Below are 18313 nucleotides of genomic sequence, written 5' to 3' on the forward strand. Positions count from 1 at the left end.
TAGCCGTCCCCGTGCCCGTCCCCCTGTCCCCGCCCGTGTCCCCGCCCGGCCGTCAGGCCCCGGCGGGGACACGCGTGCCCGGCGTCAGCAGCGGCGGCAGGTCGGCGCGGCGGGTGATGTCCGGCTTCCGGTAGGCCCGGGTCAGGTGCTGCTCGACCGTGCTGACGGTGATGTACAGCCGACCGGCGATCCCATGGTTGCCGTGGCCGGCCGTCGGCGAGGAACACCCCGGTCGGCGTAGGACGCGGCGACCGGCCCCCCGGACGCGCGTGTACCCGGCCGGGGCCCATCCCGGCCGAACCTCACCTCGGCCGGTCTCACCCCAGGCGGGCCAGTTCCTCCTCGGTCAGCACGAGCTCCGCGGCGGCCACCGAGTCGAGGATGCTCTCCGGGCGGCTGGCGCCGGGGATCGGGATCACCACGGGACTCCTGGCGAGCTCCCAGGCGAGGCAGACCTGCTGCGGAGAGACGCCGCGGGCCGCCGCCACCTCGGCGAACGGCCCGCCGAGCTCCCTCGCCGACGACATCCCGCCCAGCGGCGACCAGGGCAGGAACGCCACGCCCAGCTCGGCGCAGACGTCGATCTCCGGTTCGCTGCTCCGGAACCGCGGCGAGTACTCGTTCTGCACGCTCGCCAGGCGGCCGCCGAGGATCTCGTGGGCCGTCCTGATCTGGCCCGGGTCCGCGTTGGAGATCCCGGCCATCCGGATCTTCCCCTCGTCGAGCAGGTCGCGCAGCGCGCCGATGGACTCCTCGTACGGCACGGCGGGGTCGGGCCGGTGGTGCTGGTAGAGACCGATCACCTCGACGCCGAGCGCCTTGAGCGACTGCTCGCACGCCCGGCGGATGTAGTCGGGGTGCCCGTTCAGTCCCCAGCCGCCGTCCGGAGTGCGGGTGTGCCCGCCCTTGGTGGCGACCAGGACCCGGTCGCGGTCACCGGACCACAGGGCCAGGGCCCTGGTCACCAGCCGCTCGTTGTGCCCGACGTCGTCCGCGGACGGGGTGTAGGCGTCGGCGGTGTCGATCAGGGTCACGCCCGCGTCGAGCGCGGCGTGGACGGTCCTGATCGACTGCTCCTCCGAGGGCATGTGCCCCGCCACCGACATCGGCATGGCGCCGAGTCCGATGGCGCCGACCTGGACGTCTCCGATCATGCGTGTCTTCATGGCGTCCATCCTGCGAGCCGGAGCCCACTCCGGGTCAAGGACCGCTCCCCGCTCCGCGCGTCAGACCGTCACACGGCTCAGCGGTAGTAGCCGTAGTGCTTGTGCTTGCCGTACCCGTAGTTCTTGTGCTTGCCGTACCCGTAGTTCTTGCCGTACCCGTAGCCGTAGTAAGGCTTGCCGTACCCGTAGCCGTAGCCGTAGTAGGGCTTGCCGTACCCGTAGCCGTAGTAGGGCTTGCCGTAGCCGTAGCCGCCGTAGCCGTAGGACGGGTAGTACTTGCCATAGCCGTATCCCGCGCCTCCGTAGGGGTACGGGTGGTCGTTGTCGGCCAGTGCGGCGCCGTGGCCGACGAGCCCGAGGGCCGCAGCCGTGCCCACGACCACCGCGGCACGCCGAATCGCCATGATCATGATGGTTGTTCCCCCTCCGCGGCCCGTGATCGGTGACCACCACAGATCACCCGGAGGACGCCGCGCGATCAGCCTTCCGCGACCGGACACGGTCGACGCCCCAGGCTGAGGGCCGCTTCTCAGCCAGCCTACGCTCGCAGGTTCCGCCATCCACTAGAAAAGCCTCATATGTAGACATAAACCAGCAAACGATGAGTAACAGGGCGCGCATCTCTGCGCACCCGATTCCGGATGGCGGTCTTACCAGATATCGAACCGGACAAGTAACCGGGAGCAGGCGAACCTTCGTGAAGGCCCGCGGTTCCTACAGGTACCGAACCTCTGGGAGAACATCGTGAAGCACTGGGCCCTCGCCTCGGGCGCCGCACTCGCCGTATCCGCCGTCAGCCTGTCCGCCGCGCTCGCCGTGCCCGCACAGGCCGCCCCCGCACAGGCGGCCCCCGTACAGGCGGCACCGGCCCAGGCGGCGCCCTCGCGGACCGCACCGGCGCCGCTGCGCGGCAAGGGAATCTACCTCGGCTACGGCAGCGGCGTACGGCTCACGGCGGAGAGCGGGCGGACGCTCTGGACCGACCGTTCGCGCTCCGGGCAGTTCGCCGTCTCCCCCGACGGCGGGAAGGTCGCCTGGATCGACGCCAGGGGCCGCGTGCACGTCTCCGCCCTCACCGGTACCGGGCGCTCCGACAAGGTCATCGCCACGGGAGCGGCCTACGTAGGTCCCTGCATGACCCCCGCCTGGTCACCCGATTCCAAGCGTGTGGCATTCGCCCTGGCCGGCGACGGCACGCGCACCACCGTCGCCGCGGCCGGCGCCGGAGGCGGCGGGCTGCGCAGGCTCGGCACGACGTCCGGCCCCTGCCACCTGACCTGGTCGGCCGACGGACGGACCCTCGCCGGATACGCCGGGACCACCGAGGGCGTGCACCTCCTGGACACCGCCTCCCGCACCTCCAGGCGGGTCCCCGGCGTCAAGCTGGTCAACCACGTGGCAAGCCTGTCCCCCGACGGCCGCCGCGTCGTGGTGAACACGCTCAGCCCGAGGGACGACGCCGGAGACGGCTCCTGGCCCGCGGCCTTCACCCCGTCGGTGTACGACACGCGAACCGGGAAGAAGATCGCCATCCCGGTGGCGGGCAGGCTGCTCGACGCCCGGTACCTGAAGGACGGCCGCCTGGTGGTCCGGGTCGCGGGCCGGTCGGCCAACACGCTGGTCGTCCTCGGCCCGGCCGGGGAGCGACTGCAGACCCTGGCCGAGAAGCCCCGCAACCGGCGGCTCGGCCTGCTCCAGATCACGGGCTGAGCCCGGCACCCTGGCCGGTTGCCGCCCCGGCATCACCCGCGAGCCGAGGGCGGCTCCTTGCCCGTGGGGTGATCGATATCTAGGGTGAGGGTCGGTCTTTTCTTGCTTCGCGGGGGTCAGGAGAGGATGGGGGCGGCGTGGCCGACCGGATGGTGCCCAATCCGCTGCACGCCCGGTTGCGGGAGATCCTCGCGGAGGTCGAGGAGCGGGGTGGGGAGATCCGGCAGGCCTACCAGCGGCCGCTCGAGGTGATGGGGCCGGGAGCGGTCTGGACGGGGCCGACCGCCGAGAAGTGGGCCGGCGAGCTCCAGGAACGGCACCACCTGCTGGCGCGGCTGGCCCGGCGGGTGGCGGACGCGGTCGAGGAGGAGCTGCGCCGCCGGCCCGCGATGGTGACCGAGGCGGAGGCCGAGGCGATTCGCCGGACGATGGCGGGACGCCTGTGAGCGGCTGGATCGTAAGGTCCGGCCGTGGGCGGCGGGGGCGGGAGACCACGGCCGTGTGGACCTGGACCGTGCAGATCGGGGCCGGCGGGACCGTGGACGGCGGGCTGAGGGCGCGGGTCGAGGGAAGGGCGCGGCGGTGACGGAGTCCGGTGAGTTCTGCGGCATCGATCCCGACCGGATGCGGGACCTCGCCACCTCGCTGCGCGGCGCGGCGGACCGGCTGACGGAAATCGGCGAGGACCTGGGGAAGAAACTCCAGCAGTACGGCGTGCACGCCCCGGAACTGCGGGAGATCGCCGACGTCGCCGACTGGGGCCGCAGACAGGTCTCCATGCTGCACAGCCGGGCCGAGCTGATCCAGGCCCTGGACGCAGGAGGTGACCCGGCGCTGAAGCCGGACGGCGGGCAGGGGCTCGTACGGCTCCCCGATGATCTGGAGGCCTTCGAGACCGCCCAGGCGCTGGCCCGGATGTACGGCAGCGACATCCTCGTCAACCACGGGGGCGACCTCCAGGCCGGGCTCATCCACGACCACATCGGCGAGATCGAGGCCCTCGCCGACAACCCGCAGGCCGCCGCCGCGTTCTTCGCCCTGCTCCCGGCCAAGGTCCGCGACAGCCTGCCGAACCTCATCGCGAGCACCGGAAGCAAGACCGCCGAGCAGGACCTGGCCGCCTTCAGCAAGGCCCTCGGCGCGGCGCTGCGCGCCCCCACCCTCGTCCCGGCCTTCGCCAAGGTCCGGAACGACCTGACGCGACCGGCCGGGAGCAAGGTCGCCGCGTGGAACCGCCTCGCCCTGCTCGCGGGCGCGAACGCCCCGGCCGGTGTGCGGAGCGCGGCGGCCCGGGCCCTCGTCCTGGACGGGTTCGCGAAGAAGCCCCGCCAGGACTGGCGCGCCGCGGGTCCCACCGAGACGAAGGCGTACGGCCTCCCCTCCGACCTGGTCGCCCTCGGACTGGAGGTGCTCGCCGGGGACGGGAAGGCCGTGCGGGACGCGTTCGCCTCGATGGGCGGTACGGACGTCACGCTGACCCGGCCCGAGAAGATGAAGCTCTTCCTCGACTACGCGAAGACAGCGGGCACCGGGGACGAGGTGGCCGACGCGTTCGGCCGGGCGATGGAGTCAGGTACGGAGGCAACCACCGAGCAGCCCGGCAGGCACAGCCGGGAGGCCGCCGCCTTCACCCTGGACCTGATGAAGACCGCGGGCTCCTTCGGCGCGGCCCTGCCGGCCCCGGCCAAGGACTCCATGGGCGTGATCGCCAATTCCTACGTCCACGAACTGGTCTCGGGCGGACGTTTCGACAGGGCCGAGAAGCGCGCCTCCAGCATGGAGCCTCCCAAGCACTGGGATCCCCTCCCCGGGGTGACCCCCGCCTTCTTCCTCAGCCCTGATGACACCTCCCGGTTCCTGAAGACCTTCATCGGCGATGACAGAGCCGCCTCCGCATTCGACTCGACAGTGGCGCTATTCCGCCACGACACCCTGATCGCCGCCGCTGGACTGGACACACAGAATGACACTGAGCGTTTCGAAAAGGTCTCGATGATGTTCGGGGACTTCGGCAGCATCGCGTTCAAGTCGGCGATCGACGTGCTCGGCGAGGAGGACGCGATCGCCGACGCGGCCCGCAACTTCACCAAGAACACCGCAGGTCTTCTCCTCGGCGAAGTCCCCTTCGCAGGCGAGGTCGCCCAGCTCGGATGGAGCGCCCTTCAGTCATATGTCTTCAGCTCCGTATCGGACAGTTGGGCCACCAGTTTCGAGACCCAGGTCGAGGCGGCCACCAAGGAACGGGCCGAACTCGCCACGCGCCTGAAGTACGACACGGCATATCTCCTTCACAGCGGTGGTTACCCGGCGAGCGAGCCTCCCAGGGATCTTGTCAGTCCAGCCACCGGCGACCTCAAGACGTATGACGAACTCGTGGCCGAGGCCAAGCGTGAGGCCATCGGCGGCAAGAAATGGGAACAGGCACTCCAGGAGAAGCTGGCCGCTTACGACAGTTGGATGGATTCCAATGGAAAGCTGGATGACAAGCTTGAAAAATCTTCACGGGCGCAGATCAGCCCTCTTGCCGAGCAGCTACTAAAGCAACAAGAGAACGTCCAGGACTGACGAATACAGCCTTCTCAACGCGGCAGACAAACGGTTTCCGCACGCAGTCGCCACGTCGGCGACTCCGGCGCCACATGCACGTCCACGACGATCCCGATATCCTTGCTGCCACGCATGAATCTCCCCTCAAGGGCATCCACCTGATCGAGGTTGGCTTCCATCTTGTAGTTCATTACTTGAGAAAGGGTGGTGTGCATGATCCTCTGCGCCATGTCAAGATGACTATCTATGTCAGAAGTTTTGCGCTCGTCATCGGCCGTCGCCCGCAGCACCCTCTTGAATTTCCCTTCACCGCAAGGGATGTCCTCATCCGGACGCTGCAATATACGTAGCTTATTAAGGGGGTTCTTGAAGACATCGTCGGTCTCCAAACGCTGCGTGTCCTTCTGCAGCTCCGCCGCCGCCTTCTCCAGAGACGGCTCCGGTTCGGAGGCGCATCCCGAGGTCACCAGAGCCGCCGCCAGGCCGAGGGCCAGGAACCGAGCGATGCGCATGTGATCCCTCCGAGGGTCTGGAACCGGGACATACCGATCTTCACCCAATCGGATCCGTGTCGCCACGCTCTTTCCGCATCCGGTCGTCAGCACCCGGCGCGTGCGGTTCCCGGGTCCGGCCTCACCGTTCCGCCACCCGGAACCAGACCGATCCGCCGATCGCGTCCCGGTGGGAGCCCCACGCGGCGGAGAGCAGGTCCACCAGCCAGAGGCCGCGGCCGCTGTCCTCGTCGGCCGCCGGCACACGCACGGCCGGTGCGCTGACGGCCGACCCGCCGTCCGCCACCTCCACGTGGACGGCCTCCGGAGCGCGCACCATCCACACCACCACCCGCCCGTCCGCCGTACGCCCTGAATCCGAGTGCGTGACGGCGTTGGTGACCACCTCGCTCAGCAGCAGCACCACGTCGTCGAGGACGGGGGCCGCGACCCGCCCGTCGAGCAGTTCCCGGGCCCACTCCCGAGCCGCCGGCACGGACGCCTCCTCCCCGGGGAACTCCCGCCGCCAGGTTCCGTACGGCGTGTCCGGCGAGACGCACGCGCCGGGACCTCGCAGTCCCCGGTCCGGCCGCAACGGATCACCGAGCCTCCCGTACCACTCGCCCTCCGCCATGCTCCGCCTTCCCACGTGCTCTCCGATGTTCGCGACCGGGAGCGAAAGCACACTCCTGCATTCGCGTGGTGCCGGATCGTTCCCCCGGGTGAAAAGTGAAGGATTGGTTTTCTCCCCAGCCGTCCGGACGAGATGGCCTGTGCTTAGACTGCCTTCCAACCGATCGGCCGACGAGCGGTTCGGCAGTCCAGAGCAGAGCGGATAATGCCAGCCATCGGTCTATCTCGGAATGGATTCGGCATCACCAAGGGAAAGATGGTCCCGTTTTCCCGATCTGAGAGGAAATGCGATGGATGCCATGCCGTCTCTCGATCCCGGATCCCCGCGCGTGCGGTTCGGCGCCGAGCTGCGGCGTCTGCGGGAGGCGGCACAGCTCTCGCAGGCCGCCGTGGCCGCCCGGCTCGGCTGCACGCAGACCCAGGTGAGCCGCCTGGAGAAGGCCACCCGGACCCCGTCGCGGTCGGACGCCGAGAAGCTGGACCGTCTCTTCGGGGAGGCCGACGGCGTCTCCTTCACCAGGCTCTACCAGCGCATCAGCGCCCGGCCCAGCAGCCCGGCCTGGTTCCGGAGCTGGGCGGAGGAGATCGAACCCGCCGCCGGCGTCCTGCGCTCCTGGGACCCCCTCCTGATCCCGGGCCTTCTCCAGACCGAGCCCTACGCCCGGCACGTCTTCGGCATGGAACCCCGGACCACCCCGGACGAGGTGCGGGAGCGGACCGAGGCCCGGATGCGGCGCCAGCGCATCCTCGACCGGGACGACCCCCCTCTCGTCCTCATGCTCATCGACGCGGGCGTGCTGCGCCGCAAGGTCGGCGGTCCCGAAGTGATGCGCGAGCAGCTCGACAACCTGCTGACCACCGCCGATCGTCCCTCCGTCTCCATCCAGGTGGTCGATCCGGAATGTCTTCCCGGCCTGGCGGGCGCCTTCATGATCGCCGAACTCCCGGACGGGCAGCCGATCACCGTTCACGCCGATTCACCGGCCCGGGGGAATGTCACCAGCGACTACGAGATCGTGACTTCGATTCAAGAACGATACGAAGCGATCCGGCTCTGGGCCTATCCTGAGCGCGTATCCCTCAAAATGATCGAGGAAGCGAGACGCGAATGGACTTGAGCAGCGCGATATGGCGGAAATCACCACTTTCCTCAGGAAATGGCGGCCAATGTGTTGAAGTAGCCACCAACCTGGCGAAGGTGGTCGCCGTACGCGACAGCAAGGACCCGGAAGGCCCCAAACTGGTCTTCACGCTCGCCGAGTGGAGTGCCTTCATCGGCGGCATCAAGACCGGCGAGTTCGACGTGCGCACCTGACCTCCAGGCCTCCGTGGGAGCGATGGAGCCCTGGCTCCGGGTCGCCGGAAGTCCTTCGCCCGACGAGGTCCGCCGGGGGAGGAGTGCCTGCTCCTCGCGGCCTGCACCCGGGTCCGGGATGTCCTGTGCATCGCGCACTGCGGCAGATCCGGCCCTCTCCGCGACGCCGGAGCCGGACCGGGCCGTCCCGGCAGGAAGAGCCAGGCGACACACCTCACTAGGCGAAACACCCCATGAAGGGTCCTAACAGGCGCATACTGGAAGGGATGAAACCAGCCCGCGCCGCGTCCCGGCGTACCCTTCCCGGCAGTCCCTTCAACCGCACGGAGGCTCCGCCTCCCCCCGTCGAGCAGTATGTCCTCAACGACCGCGTGACCCACGACAAGTACGGCCTCGGCATGGTGATCGGGGTCGAGGAGACCGCCGTGGTCGTCGACTTCGGCCCCCAGCAGGTACGGATCGCGGCGCCGTACGCCAAGATGACCCGGCTCTGAGCCCGGAGGGCACCGCCGCCGGCCCCGCGGGTCCCGGCGCGGTGTCCTGCGCACCGGCGGAGCCGTACCGGCTTCCTGCTCAGCCCGCCCCGGGGCAGGTCCCGCCGAGGGCGTCCAGCGCCCGCCTGAACCGGCGGGCGTGGCGCAGCTCGTCGGAGGCCGTCTTCTCGAACCGCTTCGCCGCCGCCTGGTCGCCCGCCTGCGCGGCCCGGCGGGCGAAGCCGAGGTACAGGTGCGTGCCCTCCTCGGTCTCGCCCCTGATCGTCGTGCACAGGTTGGTCCTGGTGTCGCGGACCAGGCCGGCGAGCCTGCCCTCCTCGGCGAAGTGCTCGGCCAGCTCGACCCGGGCGGTGCGGTCGAACAGCCTGGCGAGCGCGGGCTGCCCGGTCTTCCTGGCCTGCTCCGCGTAGAGGTCGTACTTGGCGTGGGCGAACGCCTCGCCCTCCATGGCCGTGCGCAGGTTGCGCAGGGTCCGTTCCCTGTCCGCCCTGGGCGGACCGGCCGGGACGCCCTTGGACTCGGCGGCCTGTCCGGCGGGCACGACGGCCCCGGAGGACGGGTCGGTGACCGCCCTCAGCGCCTCGGCGAAGTCGTCGTGGTGCCTCGACTCGTCCTTGGCGATCTCGCTGAACCGGTTGGCCGCGGCGAAGTCGCCGTCCGTCTTGGCCTCCGTGGCGAACCTCCGGTACATCGTGGCCGCCTCGTACGACTCCCCCGACATGGCGTCGCGGAGGTTGGCGGCGTTGTCCCCGACCAGGCCGGCCAGCTCCGCCTGCTCGGCGAAGTGCTCGCGGAGCTCGGTCTCGGCGATGTCCTCGTACAGCGTCCGCACCTGCGGCAGGCCTTCCCTGCCCGCCTGCACGGCGTAGGCGCGGTAGGCGGCGTAGGCGTACGCCTCGCCGCGCATGGCCTCCAGCAGGTCCGCCCGGGTCGACGGGTCGATCCGACCGCCCGTTCCTCCGGCGCCGCCGGCCGGCGCCGCCGCGCCGCAGAGCGCCCCGGCGGCCAGCACGGCCGCGGCGGTGGCGGTGAGACCGGCGCCGGGACGCCCGCGGCCCGCCGCGCGTCGGATGAACCCCTGGCTCGTCATGAATCCCCCTGGAACAGACCGCCGGGCGCATGCGAGGTCAGGGGGAGCGGCGGGACGGCCGTACCGGACGGCTCGGAGCCCAGGCTCGGAACCTAGAGGACAGAACCGGCTCGGCGGACCATCGCCGCACATGCGCCATAAGCGATTCAATGGCTACACGGCGTTATATCCACCCGCCCGCCGCCCGACACCGCGATCTACCGATAGCGGGGGAAGACGAAAGGCCCGGGTCGTCGGTGACGACCCGGGCCTTCCCGGAAGGTGCGCCGCCAGGGACTCGAACCCCGGACCCGCTGATTAAGAGTCAGCTGCTCTAACCAACTGAGCTAGCGGCGCGTGAAGCACTTGAAGAGTAGCGCATCGGAGGCCGTGCTTCGAAATCGCCGGGTTCGGCCGCTAGGCTAGAACAACATTCTGTACTGCCCGGGAGCACACATGTGGTTCGCCTCGCCCGCCGACGTCCGTGAGCGGCTCGCCGCCGTCGACTACCTCGCCGATGACGCCATCGCGACCTCGGTGTTCCTCGCCGCCGCGCTCGGCAAGCCGCTGCTCGCCGAGGGGCCCGCCGGAGTGGGCAAGACCCAGCTCGCCAAGGCCGTCGCCGCGGCCACCGGGGCCCGGCTCATCCGGCTCCAGTGCTACGAGGGCCTGGACGAGGCCCGCGCGCTGTACGAGTGGAACTACAAGAAGCAGCTCCTGCGCATCCAGGCGGCGGGCGGCCAGGACTGGGACTCCGCCCACGACGACATCTTCAGCGAGGAGTTCCTCCTCGAGCGGCCCCTCCTGGCCGCGATCCGCGCCGACACGCCCACGGTCCTGCTCATCGACGAGACCGACAAGGCCGACGTCGAGGTGGAGGGCCTGCTGCTGGAGATCCTCTCCGACTTCCAGGTCACGATCCCCGAGCTGGGCACGGTCACCGCCGTGCGCAGGCCGTACGTGGTGCTGACCTCCAACGCGACGCGGGAGCTGTCGGAGGCGCTCAAGCGGCGCTGCCTCTACCTGCACCTGGAGTACCCGTCGCCGGAGCGCGAGCGCGACATCGTGCTCTCACAGGTGCCCGCGATCGAGGCGGAGCTGGCCGAGCAGCTCGCCCGGACGGTCGCCACGCTGCGCGCCCTGGAGCTGAAGAAGTCCCCCTCGATCGCCGAGACGATCGACTGGGCCAACACCCTGCTCGCGCTGGGCCGGACCGCGCTGGACGAGGAGACGACCGGCGCGACCCTCGGCGTGGTGCTCAAGCACGCCTCCGACCAGGAGCGGGCCCGCAAGGAGCTGGGCCTGTGAGCCCGGCCGTCCCGGTCGTCCCGGCCGCGCCGGGGGCTCCGGACGCCCCGCGCGGACCCGCCCCGGACGCTCCCGCGCTCCCGCGCCCGGAGGAGTCGCCATGAGCCTGCTGGACCGGCACGTCGGCTTCGTGCACGCGCTGCGCGAGGCGGGCCTGCCCGTCTCGCTGGCCGAGGGGCTGGACGCGGCGCGGGCGCTGCGGGTGATCGACCTGACCGAGCGGGAGTCGCTCCGCGCCGCCTACGCCGCGACGCTGGTCAAGCGCCCCTCCCACCGGCCCGGCTTCGACACGCTCTTCGACCTGTGGTTCCCGCCCTCCACCACCGGCCTGTACGGCGAGCGTCCCGCGGCCGGGACGGACCCGGCGACGGCGGAGATCCCCGAGCTGCGGGACCGGCTGGCCGAGCTGCTGCTGGAGACCGGCCAGGCGCAGGGCGAGCTGAACGCCTTCGCCCGCGAGATGGTGGAGCGCTTCGGCCGCCAGCCGGCGAGCCCCGGCCGGCAGAACTGGTTCTCCTACCCGGTGCTGCGGGCGCTGTCCCCGGAGACCCTGATGGCCCGGCTGCTCGCGGAGGTCCTGGCCGGGGCCGAGCGCGGCGGCCTGGCCGAGAAGGTCGCCCGGGAACGCATCACCCGCGGCGTCAAGCGGTTCGAGGAGGCCGTCTCCGCCGACGTCCGGCGCCGGATCGCCGAGGAGTCCGGGATCGAGAGGATCGCGCGCTCGGCCGTGCGGCCCCCGCTGGAGCAGGTGGACTTCCTGCGCGTCACCCGGGCCGACCTCGCCCGGCTCCGCCGGGAGGTGCACCCGCTCGCCCGCCGCCTGGCCGCCCGGCTCACCGTCAAGCACAGGCGCGGCCACCGCGGCCGGCTGGACTTCCGGCGCACCGTGCGGGCCTCGCTCTCCACCGGGGGCGTGCCGCTGACCACCCACCTCAAGCCGCGCCGGCCGCACAAGCCCGAACTGGTCGTGCTCTGCGACGTCAGCGACTCGGTCGCGTCCTTCGCCCACTTCACGCTGCTGCTGACCTACGCGCTGCGCGAGCAGTTCACCAAGGTCCGCGCGTTCGGCTTCGTGGACACGGTGGACGAGATCACCCGCTTCTTCGTCCCCGGCGCCGACGTGACCGAGGCGATGACCCGGCTGGCGCGGGAGGCCGACATGGTGCGCTTCGGCCGCACCGACTACGGCCGCGCGTTCGAGCGCTTCGCCGAGCGGTACGGCGACGCCGTCGGCCCGAGGACGTCGCTGCTGATCCTGGGCGACGCCCGGTCCAACTACCAGCCGCCCGCGCTGGAGACGCTCAAGGGCCTGGTCGCCGGGGTCCGGCACGCCTACTGGCTCAACCCCGAGCCGGTCGCCCAGTGGGACACCGGCGACTCGGCGGCGACGGCCTACGGCTCGGTCGTGCCGATGCACGAGTGCCGGAACGTCTCCCAGCTCGCGGCCTTCGTCGAGGAGCTCGCCTGAGACCCCGAGGGGGCGCCGGTCGCCCGGCGCCCCCTCGCGTGTCCCTCCCGGCGCTCCCCGGCGGGCTCCAGGAAGCCCTCCCCCGGCCCCGGCCCAGGAGAGGCTTCCCAGCGCCTGGCACCGGCCGGGAAGCCCTCCGTGGCCTCGGAAGGACGCCTGGCCTCCTCAGTAGCGGAAGCCCTCCACCAGCCGGTGCAGCCGGTTCGACATCTCGGCCAGCTCGGCGGCGGCCTTCCGGCTCTCGCCCACGCCTCCGGCGGTCACCCGGGCCGCGTCGGCCAGCACCGCGATGTTGGCCGCGATGTCCGTGCTGCCCTGGGCCGCCTCGGCCACGCTCCGGTTCATCTCGTTGGTGGTGGCGGTCTGCTCCTCCACCGCGCTGGCGATGGTCAGCTGGTAGTCGTTGATCCTGCTGATGATCTCGGAGATCTCGGCGATCGCCGCGACCGCGCTCTCGGTGTCGGCCTGGATGGCCTCGACCCGCTTGGAGATGTCCTCGGTCGCCTTGGCCGTCTCCTGCGCGAGGTCCTTGACCTCGCCCGCCACGACCGCGAAGCCCTTGCCCGCGTCCCCGGCCCGCGCCGCCTCGATGGTGGCGTTGAGGGCCAGCAGGTTGGTCTGCTCGGCGATCGAGGTGATGGTCTTGATGACCGAGCCGATCTCCGCCGACGAGACGCCGAGCTTGGCGACGGTGTCGTTGGTGGAGGCGGCGACCGCCACCGCCCGCGAGGCGACCTTGGCGCCCTCGCCGGCGTTGTGCGCGATCTCCCGGATGGAGGCGCCCATCTCCTCGCTGCCGGCCGAGACGGTCTGCACGTTGTTCGAGACCTGCCCGGCGGCCGCGGCGACGTTGCTCGCCTGGGCCGACGCCTCGTCGGCGGAGGCGGCGATGCGGTCGCTGACCGCCGACAGCTGGCCGGAGCTGGTGGCCAGGGTGTCGGCGTTGTCCGCCAGCGCCTCGATGGTCCGCCGGATGGCGTCGTTGGCCTGGTTGACCGAGACCGCCATCTGGCCGGCCTCGTCCCGCGAGGTGACCTCCGCCTGCTGGGTGAGGTCGCCCTCGGCCGTGGCGTCCAGCACCCGGGAGACGGCGCTCAGCGCGCGGACGATCTGCCGTGCCGTCATCTGGGACATGGCCAGGGCGAGCAGCAGGCCCGCCGCCACCAGTGCCAGGATCAGGACCCGGGCGCTCTCGTACTCGTCGACGGCCTCGGCGGCGATCGCCTCGGCGTTGCCCGTCTCGAACTTCGTCAGGTTGTCCATCGCGCTGGTGAAGGCCTTCATGACCTTGTCGAACTGCGCGAGCGCCTCCGGGGTGAGGTCCTCGGCGCTTCCCGTGGACTGCGTGCCGGAGACGTAGGCCAGGTAGGCCTGCCAGGCCTCGTCGAAGGCGGCGATGTGCCTGCGCGCCTCGGGCTCGTCGGAGGCGACGGCCTTGTAGGACTCGAACGCCCGGCCGATCCCTTCGAAGTCCTCGGTCAGCCGCTGCGCGAGCTGCGCCTTGGCCGCCGGGTCCGTGGTGGTGTACATGGCGCTGGAGCTCAGGAGCAGGTCGGTCATGTGGCCGCGGGCCGCGCCCAGGTGGGACAGGCGCTGGACGTTGCCCTGCCGGATCGCCTGCAGGTCGTCGCTCAGCCCGCCCATGCGGCTCAGCGCCACGAAGCTGACGCCGGCGCCCATGAGCGCCACGAGGAAAACGGTGATCATGATCTTGGCGCTGATGCGGCGGTCGGCGAACCAGCCCAGCACCGGGTTGCGGCGCACGGTCACCACGGGCCGTGCGGTGTCTGCGGAGGAGTCGGTCACGGTGAGGCCCTTCCATGGCGGGACCGGAAGCTGCGAGAGGGGGTGCGGCGTGGAGAACGCCGCACCGCCCCATCGGCAGCCGCGACCGCGACCTGAGCGGATCGGCCCGGCTCCCCTCGGCCAGGGCCGGCCGGTCCGCAGGGTCAGCCCATGCGCCGCAGCACCCGCGCCGCCGTCCGGGCCAGCAGCTCCACCTGGCCGGCGTCGAGCGCCTGGCGGGCGGTGCCCAGGATCCAGGGCGCCACGTGCCGGGGACGCAGCAGGGTGACCCCCTCGGCGGTGACCGAGCGCCTGCGTTCGGTGCCGTGCACGAGCTGCCCGCCGTGCACGGCCAGCAGCGGCTCGATCGTCACGGGGATGCCCGTCTCGCGGCCGAGCACCCCCGCCAGCGCCTCGGTGGCCCCGACGAGCGCCCTGGCCTCCTTCGACCCGTACTTCTCGCCGAAGAACAGCCGCCCGCCGTACGTGGCGATCTCGGTCTCGGGGTCCCACGCCTCGTTGTCCACGACCCAGACCCCGCCGGGGCCGATGACCAGGTGGTCGATCGAGGCCTGACCCGGCACGGCCCGGCCGTCGAGGACCTGGTAGCCGCGCCGGCGCAGCCGGCGGCGGAGCAGCCTGCCGGTGACCGCCTCGCCGCGCCGCCTGCCCCGCCAGACCGCGGTGGAGCGGAAGGACCACCAGGACCAGGCGAGGTCCGCGGCGCCGACCAGCAGGCCTAGCGCGAGCCCGACCAGCACGGGTCCCGGCAGGTCGAAGCGGTAGGCCAGCGCGACGCCCGCGGCCACGCCTCCCGCGGCTTTGAGGCCCCGCGCCCTCCAGCGCTCGTTGGCCTCCTTGTGCCAGTTCTGCTCGTACATCACCTGAGGTGACAACCCGTGAACCTGGTCATCGGGCGGCACGTAGATAGATCCGCCGGGCACAACGAACCCCCACAGTTCGAGTGATGGAGAAGGCAGGGATCTGCCACGCTGAAGATCCTCAGGTAATCCCATACCCGAGTGGGAGCTCCAGCCGGGTAAAGGTGACGCAAGTAACACGATGACGCCACCGGCAGGCGATTTGACCGACCAGTCGGTATGCTTCTCTCACCACGTGTAGAGGGAGCACCATGGCCCAGGACCAGGAGCCGGTACGGCAGCGACTGCTCAGCGAGGCCACCCGCCTCTTCGCCGAGCGGGGCTTCGAGAGCACCTCGGTGCAGGAGATCGTATCCGCCGCGGGCGTCACCAAGGGCGCCATGTACCACTATTTCAACTCAAAGGACGACCTTCTCCGTGAGATCTACGGCCGGGTCCTCCGCATGCAGATGGAGCGGCTCCTCCAGTTCGCCGAGGGCCCCGGGACGGTGGCCGAGCGCCTCTACGGAGCCGCCGCCGACGTCGTGCGGACCTCCGTCGAGAACCTCGACGACTCCAAGATCTTCTTCCGCTCGATGCACCTGCTGGCGCCCGACACCCGCCGGAGCGTCCGCGCCGAGCGCCGGGTCTACCACGAGCGCTTCCGGGACCTGGTCCTGGAGGGCCAGCGCGAGGGCGTCTTCCGCGACGACACCCCCGCCGACATCGTCGTCGACTTCTTCTTCGGCTCGGTCCACCACCTCAACACCTGGTACCACCCGCAGGGGCCGATCTCCGGCGCCCAGCTCGGCGCCTACTTCGCCGACCTGCTGCTCACCTCGCTGCAGCCCGCCAAGCCGTCCCGCGAGGAGAGCTGAGGAAGGCCCGGAGGCGGCGCGGAGGCCGCACGGGGGTCCGAGGCGATCCCGGCGCCGGACGGCACCGGACGGCGCGCCGGCCCTCCCAGGGCGAACCTCCCCGAACGGGGAGGCCCCGGGAAGGCCGGCGCGCCCGGCTCAGTCGACGGGACCGGGCAGATCCATCAGCGCGGCCAGGGCGTCCCGGTGGGCGCCGGGCGCACCCAGCGCGACCTGGCCCGCCTTGGCCCGCTTGAGGTAGAGGTGGACCGGGTGCTCCCAGGTCATGCCGATGCCCCCGTGCAACTGCACGCTCTCCTCGGCGACGTGCAACGCCACCTCCGAGCACCACGACCCGGCCACCGCCGCCGCCAGCACGGCCTCGTCCGAGGCCGGCTCCTCCGCGAGCCGGTCGGCGGCGTTCCTGGCCGCCGCCCGGGCCCGCACCACGTCCAGCCAGAGGTCCGCCATCCGGTGCTTGATCGCCTGGAACGACCCGATCGGCCGGGCGAACTGGTGCCGCTCCCTGATGTAGGCCAGCGTCGCGTCCAGGCACCACTGCGCCGTCCCGAGCTGCTCGGAGGCGAGCAGCCCGGCGCCGAACGCCAGCACCGCCCGCGCGTCGAACGGTCCCGCCGCCCGCGCGGGGGCGCCGTCGAAGGTCACCGTCGCGACCGGCCGGGTCAGGTCGAGCGAGGGCAGCACCTCGATCCGGGTCTCGCCCGCCTCCACCAGGTGGAGCTCCGAGCCGACCGGGACCAGCAGCACGTCGGCGACGTCCGCCCCCGCGACCCCGCGCACCCGGCCGCGCAGCGTGCCGTCCGCGCCGGCCGTGACGGCCCCCGGCAGCGGCCGGTACGGCGAGGCCGCCAGCGGCACCACCAGCGCCGCCGTGACGTCGCCCGCGGCCAGCTCCTGGAGCAGACCGGTCTCCCCGGTCCCCAGCAGGGCCCGCGTCGCCAGCACCGCGCTGGTGAGGAACGGCACCGGCGCGACCGCCCGGCCCAGCTCCTCCAGCACCACCGCGGCCTCCCGCGCCGAGGCGCCGGCCCCGCCGTGCTCCTCCGGCACGAGCAGGCCCGCCACCCCGATGTCCCGGGAGAGCGTCTTCCACAGCTCCAGGTCGTACGGCGCGTCCGTCTCGATGCGGCGCAGCACGGTCTCCGGCCCGCACCGGTCGGCGAGAAGATCCCGCACGGAGGCCCGGAGCTCCTCCTCGACCTCGGTGTACAGCAGTGTCACTGGTCGCACTCCTCACTCACCGCGCGGAGCACCCGTCCCCCGCGCTCGGCTCCGCCCACGGCCCCGGATCCGCCCGGCCTCACCGGGGCAGGTCCTTCCAGGGCACGTCCTTGTCGACGCGGGGCTCCGACGGCAGGCCGAGCACGCGCTCGGCGACGATGTTGCGCAGGATCTCCGAGGTGCCGCCCTCGATCGAGTTCCCCTTCGCGCGCAGGTAGCGGTAGCCGGGGCCGCGGCCGAAGAAGTCCACGCTGTCGGAGCGGCGGAACGACCAGTCGTCGTACTCCAGCCCCTCCTCGCCGCGCATCTCGACGTCGAACCCGGACAGGGCCTGGTTGAGCGCGGCGAAGGAGAGCTTCATGCCCGAGCCCTCGGGCCCCGGCTGCCCCGCCGCCAGCTGCTCGCGCAGGCGGGCCCCGGCCAGCCGGGTCACCTCGGACTCCACCCAGAGCCGCAGCAGGCGCTGGTGCAGGTCGTGGGTGCGCAGCTCGGGCCGCTCCCGCCAGGTCTCGGCCACCACGCCGACCATGCCGCCGCCGCGCCGTACCGGAGCGCCGCCGATGGCGACCCGCTCGTTCATCAGGGTCATCTGCGCGACCCGCCAGCCGTCGCCGACCTCGCCGAGCCGGAGGTCGTCGCCGAGCCGCACGCCCGTCAGGAAGACCTCGTTGAACTCGGCCTCACCGGTGATCTGGCGGAGCGGCCGGACCTCGACCCCCGGCGCGTGCATGTCGCACACGAAGTAGGTCAGGCCCCGGTGCTTGGGCACGTCCGGGTCCGTCCTGGCCACCAGGATCGCCCACCGGGCGTGGTGCGCCCCGGAGGTCCACACCTTCTGGCCGTCCACCACCCACTCGTCGCCGTCGCGCACGGCCCGCGTGGCGAGGGTCGCCAGGTCGGAGCCGGCGCCGGGCTCGCTGAAGAGCTGGCACCAGATCTCCTCGCCCGTCCACAGCGGCTTCAGGAAGCGCCTCTTCTGCTCCTCGGTGCCGAACGCCAGGATCGTCGGCGCGGCCATGCCGAGGCCGATCCCCTGGAGCCCGACGTCGAGCTGCGGGGTGCCGGCCAGCACCCGCTCCACGACCTGCTGCAGCTCCCGGTGCACGCCCAGGCCGCCCAGGCCCTCGGGGAAGTGCACCCAGGCGAGCCCGGCGTCGAACCGGGCGCGCAGGAACTCCAGCCGGTCACCACCCGGGTCGTGCGCCGCCAGGAACTCCCTGGCGCGTGCCTCGACCTCTTCCTCTGTCATCAACGATCTCCCATCACTCGCGGGAACCGCCGGACCCGCCTGACGGCGTTCCCCCCCGGGCGCGGCCCCGTCTCCTCGAACGGCCTGGTCTGGCACGGCGCGCCGCCGCCGCGGCGGAC

Annotated in this window: 18 protein-coding genes and 1 tRNA gene; 9 read left to right on the plus strand and 10 right to left on the minus strand. The window is 71.6% G+C overall.

Going from position 1 to position 18313, the window contains the following annotated elements; all coding sequences use genetic code 11:
* Positions 1–317: 317 nt before the first annotated feature.
* The gene (locus tag ACFOWE_RS19745; RefSeq protein ID WP_377289890.1) at positions 318–1166 is read right to left on the minus strand and encodes an aldo/keto reductase; all 849 of its coding nucleotides are present in this window, start codon (positions 1164–1166) and stop codon (positions 318–320) included.
* Between the two features lie 77 nt (positions 1167–1243).
* Positions 1244–1570 carry a hypothetical protein gene (locus tag ACFOWE_RS19750; protein ID WP_377289892.1) on the minus strand — a complete coding sequence of 109 codons (327 nt, stop codon included), beginning with the start codon at positions 1568–1570 and terminating at the stop codon, positions 1244–1246.
* Between the two features lie 340 nt (positions 1571–1910).
* Here ACFOWE_RS19750 and ACFOWE_RS19755 point away from each other — a divergent pair, with 340 nt between their 5' ends.
* The 3 genes from ACFOWE_RS19755 (at position 1911) to ACFOWE_RS19765 (ending at position 5441) form a co-directional block, all read left to right on the plus strand.
* On the plus strand, positions 1911–2876 hold the full coding sequence (locus ACFOWE_RS19755; protein ID WP_377289894.1) for a hypothetical protein: 966 nt from the start codon (positions 1911–1913) through the stop codon (positions 2874–2876).
* 137 nt (positions 2877–3013) lie between these two features.
* Positions 3014–3322: a hypothetical protein gene (locus ACFOWE_RS19760; protein ID WP_377289896.1), complete on the plus strand. Its 309-nt coding sequence runs from the start codon at positions 3014–3016 to the stop codon at positions 3320–3322.
* Between the two features lie 136 nt (positions 3323–3458).
* Positions 3459–5441 (plus strand): hypothetical protein, encoded by a 1983-nt coding sequence (locus ACFOWE_RS19765; RefSeq protein ID WP_377289898.1) that lies wholly within the window; start codon positions 3459–3461, stop codon positions 5439–5441.
* A 14-nt stretch (positions 5442–5455) separates the two neighbouring features.
* On the opposite strand, the gene ACFOWE_RS19770 is transcribed toward ACFOWE_RS19765, so the two are convergent.
* On the minus strand, positions 5456–5935 hold the full coding sequence (locus tag ACFOWE_RS19770) for a hypothetical protein (RefSeq protein WP_377289900.1): 480 nt from the start codon (positions 5933–5935) through the stop codon (positions 5456–5458).
* A 121-nt stretch (positions 5936–6056) separates the two neighbouring features.
* Positions 6057–6548: an ATP-binding protein gene (locus ACFOWE_RS19775; protein WP_377289902.1), complete on the minus strand. Its 492-nt coding sequence runs from the start codon at positions 6546–6548 to the stop codon at positions 6057–6059.
* Positions 6549–6846: 298 nt separating this feature from the next.
* Between ACFOWE_RS19775 and ACFOWE_RS19780 the strand changes: the two genes are divergently transcribed.
* The 3 genes from ACFOWE_RS19780 to ACFOWE_RS19790 all read left to right on the plus strand — a co-directional run bounded on the left by ACFOWE_RS19780 (position 6847) and on the right by ACFOWE_RS19790 (position 8356).
* Complete coding sequence (locus tag ACFOWE_RS19780; protein ID WP_377289904.1) at positions 6847–7665, plus strand: helix-turn-helix domain-containing protein; 819 nt, start codon at positions 6847–6849, stop codon at positions 7663–7665.
* The gene (locus tag ACFOWE_RS19785) at positions 7656–7862 is read left to right on the plus strand and encodes a DUF397 domain-containing protein (RefSeq protein WP_377289906.1); all 207 of its coding nucleotides are present in this window, start codon (positions 7656–7658) and stop codon (positions 7860–7862) included. The genes ACFOWE_RS19780 and ACFOWE_RS19785 overlap by 10 nt, the downstream gene beginning before the upstream one ends.
* A 266-nt stretch (positions 7863–8128) precedes the next feature.
* Positions 8129–8356 (plus strand): hypothetical protein, encoded by a 228-nt coding sequence (locus ACFOWE_RS19790; protein WP_377289908.1) that lies wholly within the window; start codon positions 8129–8131, stop codon positions 8354–8356.
* Between the two features lie 79 nt (positions 8357–8435).
* Here the strand turns inward: ACFOWE_RS19790 and ACFOWE_RS19795 are convergent, their stop codons facing one another.
* Positions 8436–9446 (minus strand): ferritin family protein, encoded by a 1011-nt coding sequence (locus tag ACFOWE_RS19795; RefSeq protein ID WP_377289910.1) that lies wholly within the window; start codon positions 9444–9446, stop codon positions 8436–8438.
* Between the two features lie 262 nt (positions 9447–9708).
* Positions 9709–9782, minus strand: a tRNA-Lys gene (locus ACFOWE_RS19800).
* Positions 9783–9881: 99 nt separating this feature from the next.
* On the opposite strand from ACFOWE_RS19800, the gene ACFOWE_RS19805 reads away from it, so the two are divergent.
* The gene (locus ACFOWE_RS19805; protein ID WP_377289912.1) at positions 9882–10733 is read left to right on the plus strand and encodes an AAA family ATPase; all 852 of its coding nucleotides are present in this window, start codon (positions 9882–9884) and stop codon (positions 10731–10733) included.
* Between the two features lie 100 nt (positions 10734–10833).
* On the plus strand, positions 10834–12201 hold the full coding sequence (locus tag ACFOWE_RS19810; RefSeq protein WP_377289914.1) for a vWA domain-containing protein: 1368 nt from the start codon (positions 10834–10836) through the stop codon (positions 12199–12201).
* Positions 12202–12366: 165 nt separating this feature from the next.
* Here ACFOWE_RS19810 and ACFOWE_RS19815 read toward each other — a convergent pair whose 3' ends face one another.
* Together ACFOWE_RS19815 and ACFOWE_RS19820 are read right to left on the minus strand one after the other, a co-directional pair.
* Positions 12367–14007, minus strand: coding sequence for a methyl-accepting chemotaxis protein (locus tag ACFOWE_RS19815; protein ID WP_377289916.1), 1641 nt, complete (start codon positions 14005–14007; stop codon positions 12367–12369).
* Between the two features lie 143 nt (positions 14008–14150).
* Positions 14151–14867, minus strand: a complete 717-nt coding sequence (locus ACFOWE_RS19820) for a nuclease-related domain-containing protein (protein ID WP_377289918.1) — start codon at positions 14865–14867, stop codon at positions 14151–14153.
* Between the two features lie 251 nt (positions 14868–15118).
* Here ACFOWE_RS19820 and ACFOWE_RS19825 point away from each other — a divergent pair, with 251 nt between their 5' ends.
* Positions 15119–15724 (plus strand): TetR/AcrR family transcriptional regulator, encoded by a 606-nt coding sequence (locus tag ACFOWE_RS19825; RefSeq protein WP_377289920.1) that lies wholly within the window; start codon positions 15119–15121, stop codon positions 15722–15724.
* A gap of 138 nt (positions 15725–15862) precedes the next feature.
* On the opposite strand, the gene ACFOWE_RS19830 is transcribed toward ACFOWE_RS19825, so the two are convergent.
* Together ACFOWE_RS19830 and ACFOWE_RS19835 are read right to left on the minus strand one after the other, a co-directional pair.
* Positions 15863–16945 (minus strand): acyl-CoA dehydrogenase family protein, encoded by a 1083-nt coding sequence (locus ACFOWE_RS19830; protein ID WP_377289922.1) that lies wholly within the window; start codon positions 16943–16945, stop codon positions 15863–15865.
* 79 nt (positions 16946–17024) lie between these two features.
* Entirely contained in the window at positions 17025–18194 is a 1170-nt protein-coding gene (locus tag ACFOWE_RS19835) for an acyl-CoA dehydrogenase family protein (RefSeq protein WP_377289924.1), read from the minus strand.
* Positions 18195–18313: the final 119 nt, after the last annotated feature.

It is taken from the genome of Planomonospora corallina, assembly GCF_042650625.1.
GTDB classification, from domain to species: domain Bacteria; phylum Actinomycetota; class Actinomycetes; order Streptosporangiales; family Streptosporangiaceae; genus Planomonospora_B; species Planomonospora_B corallina.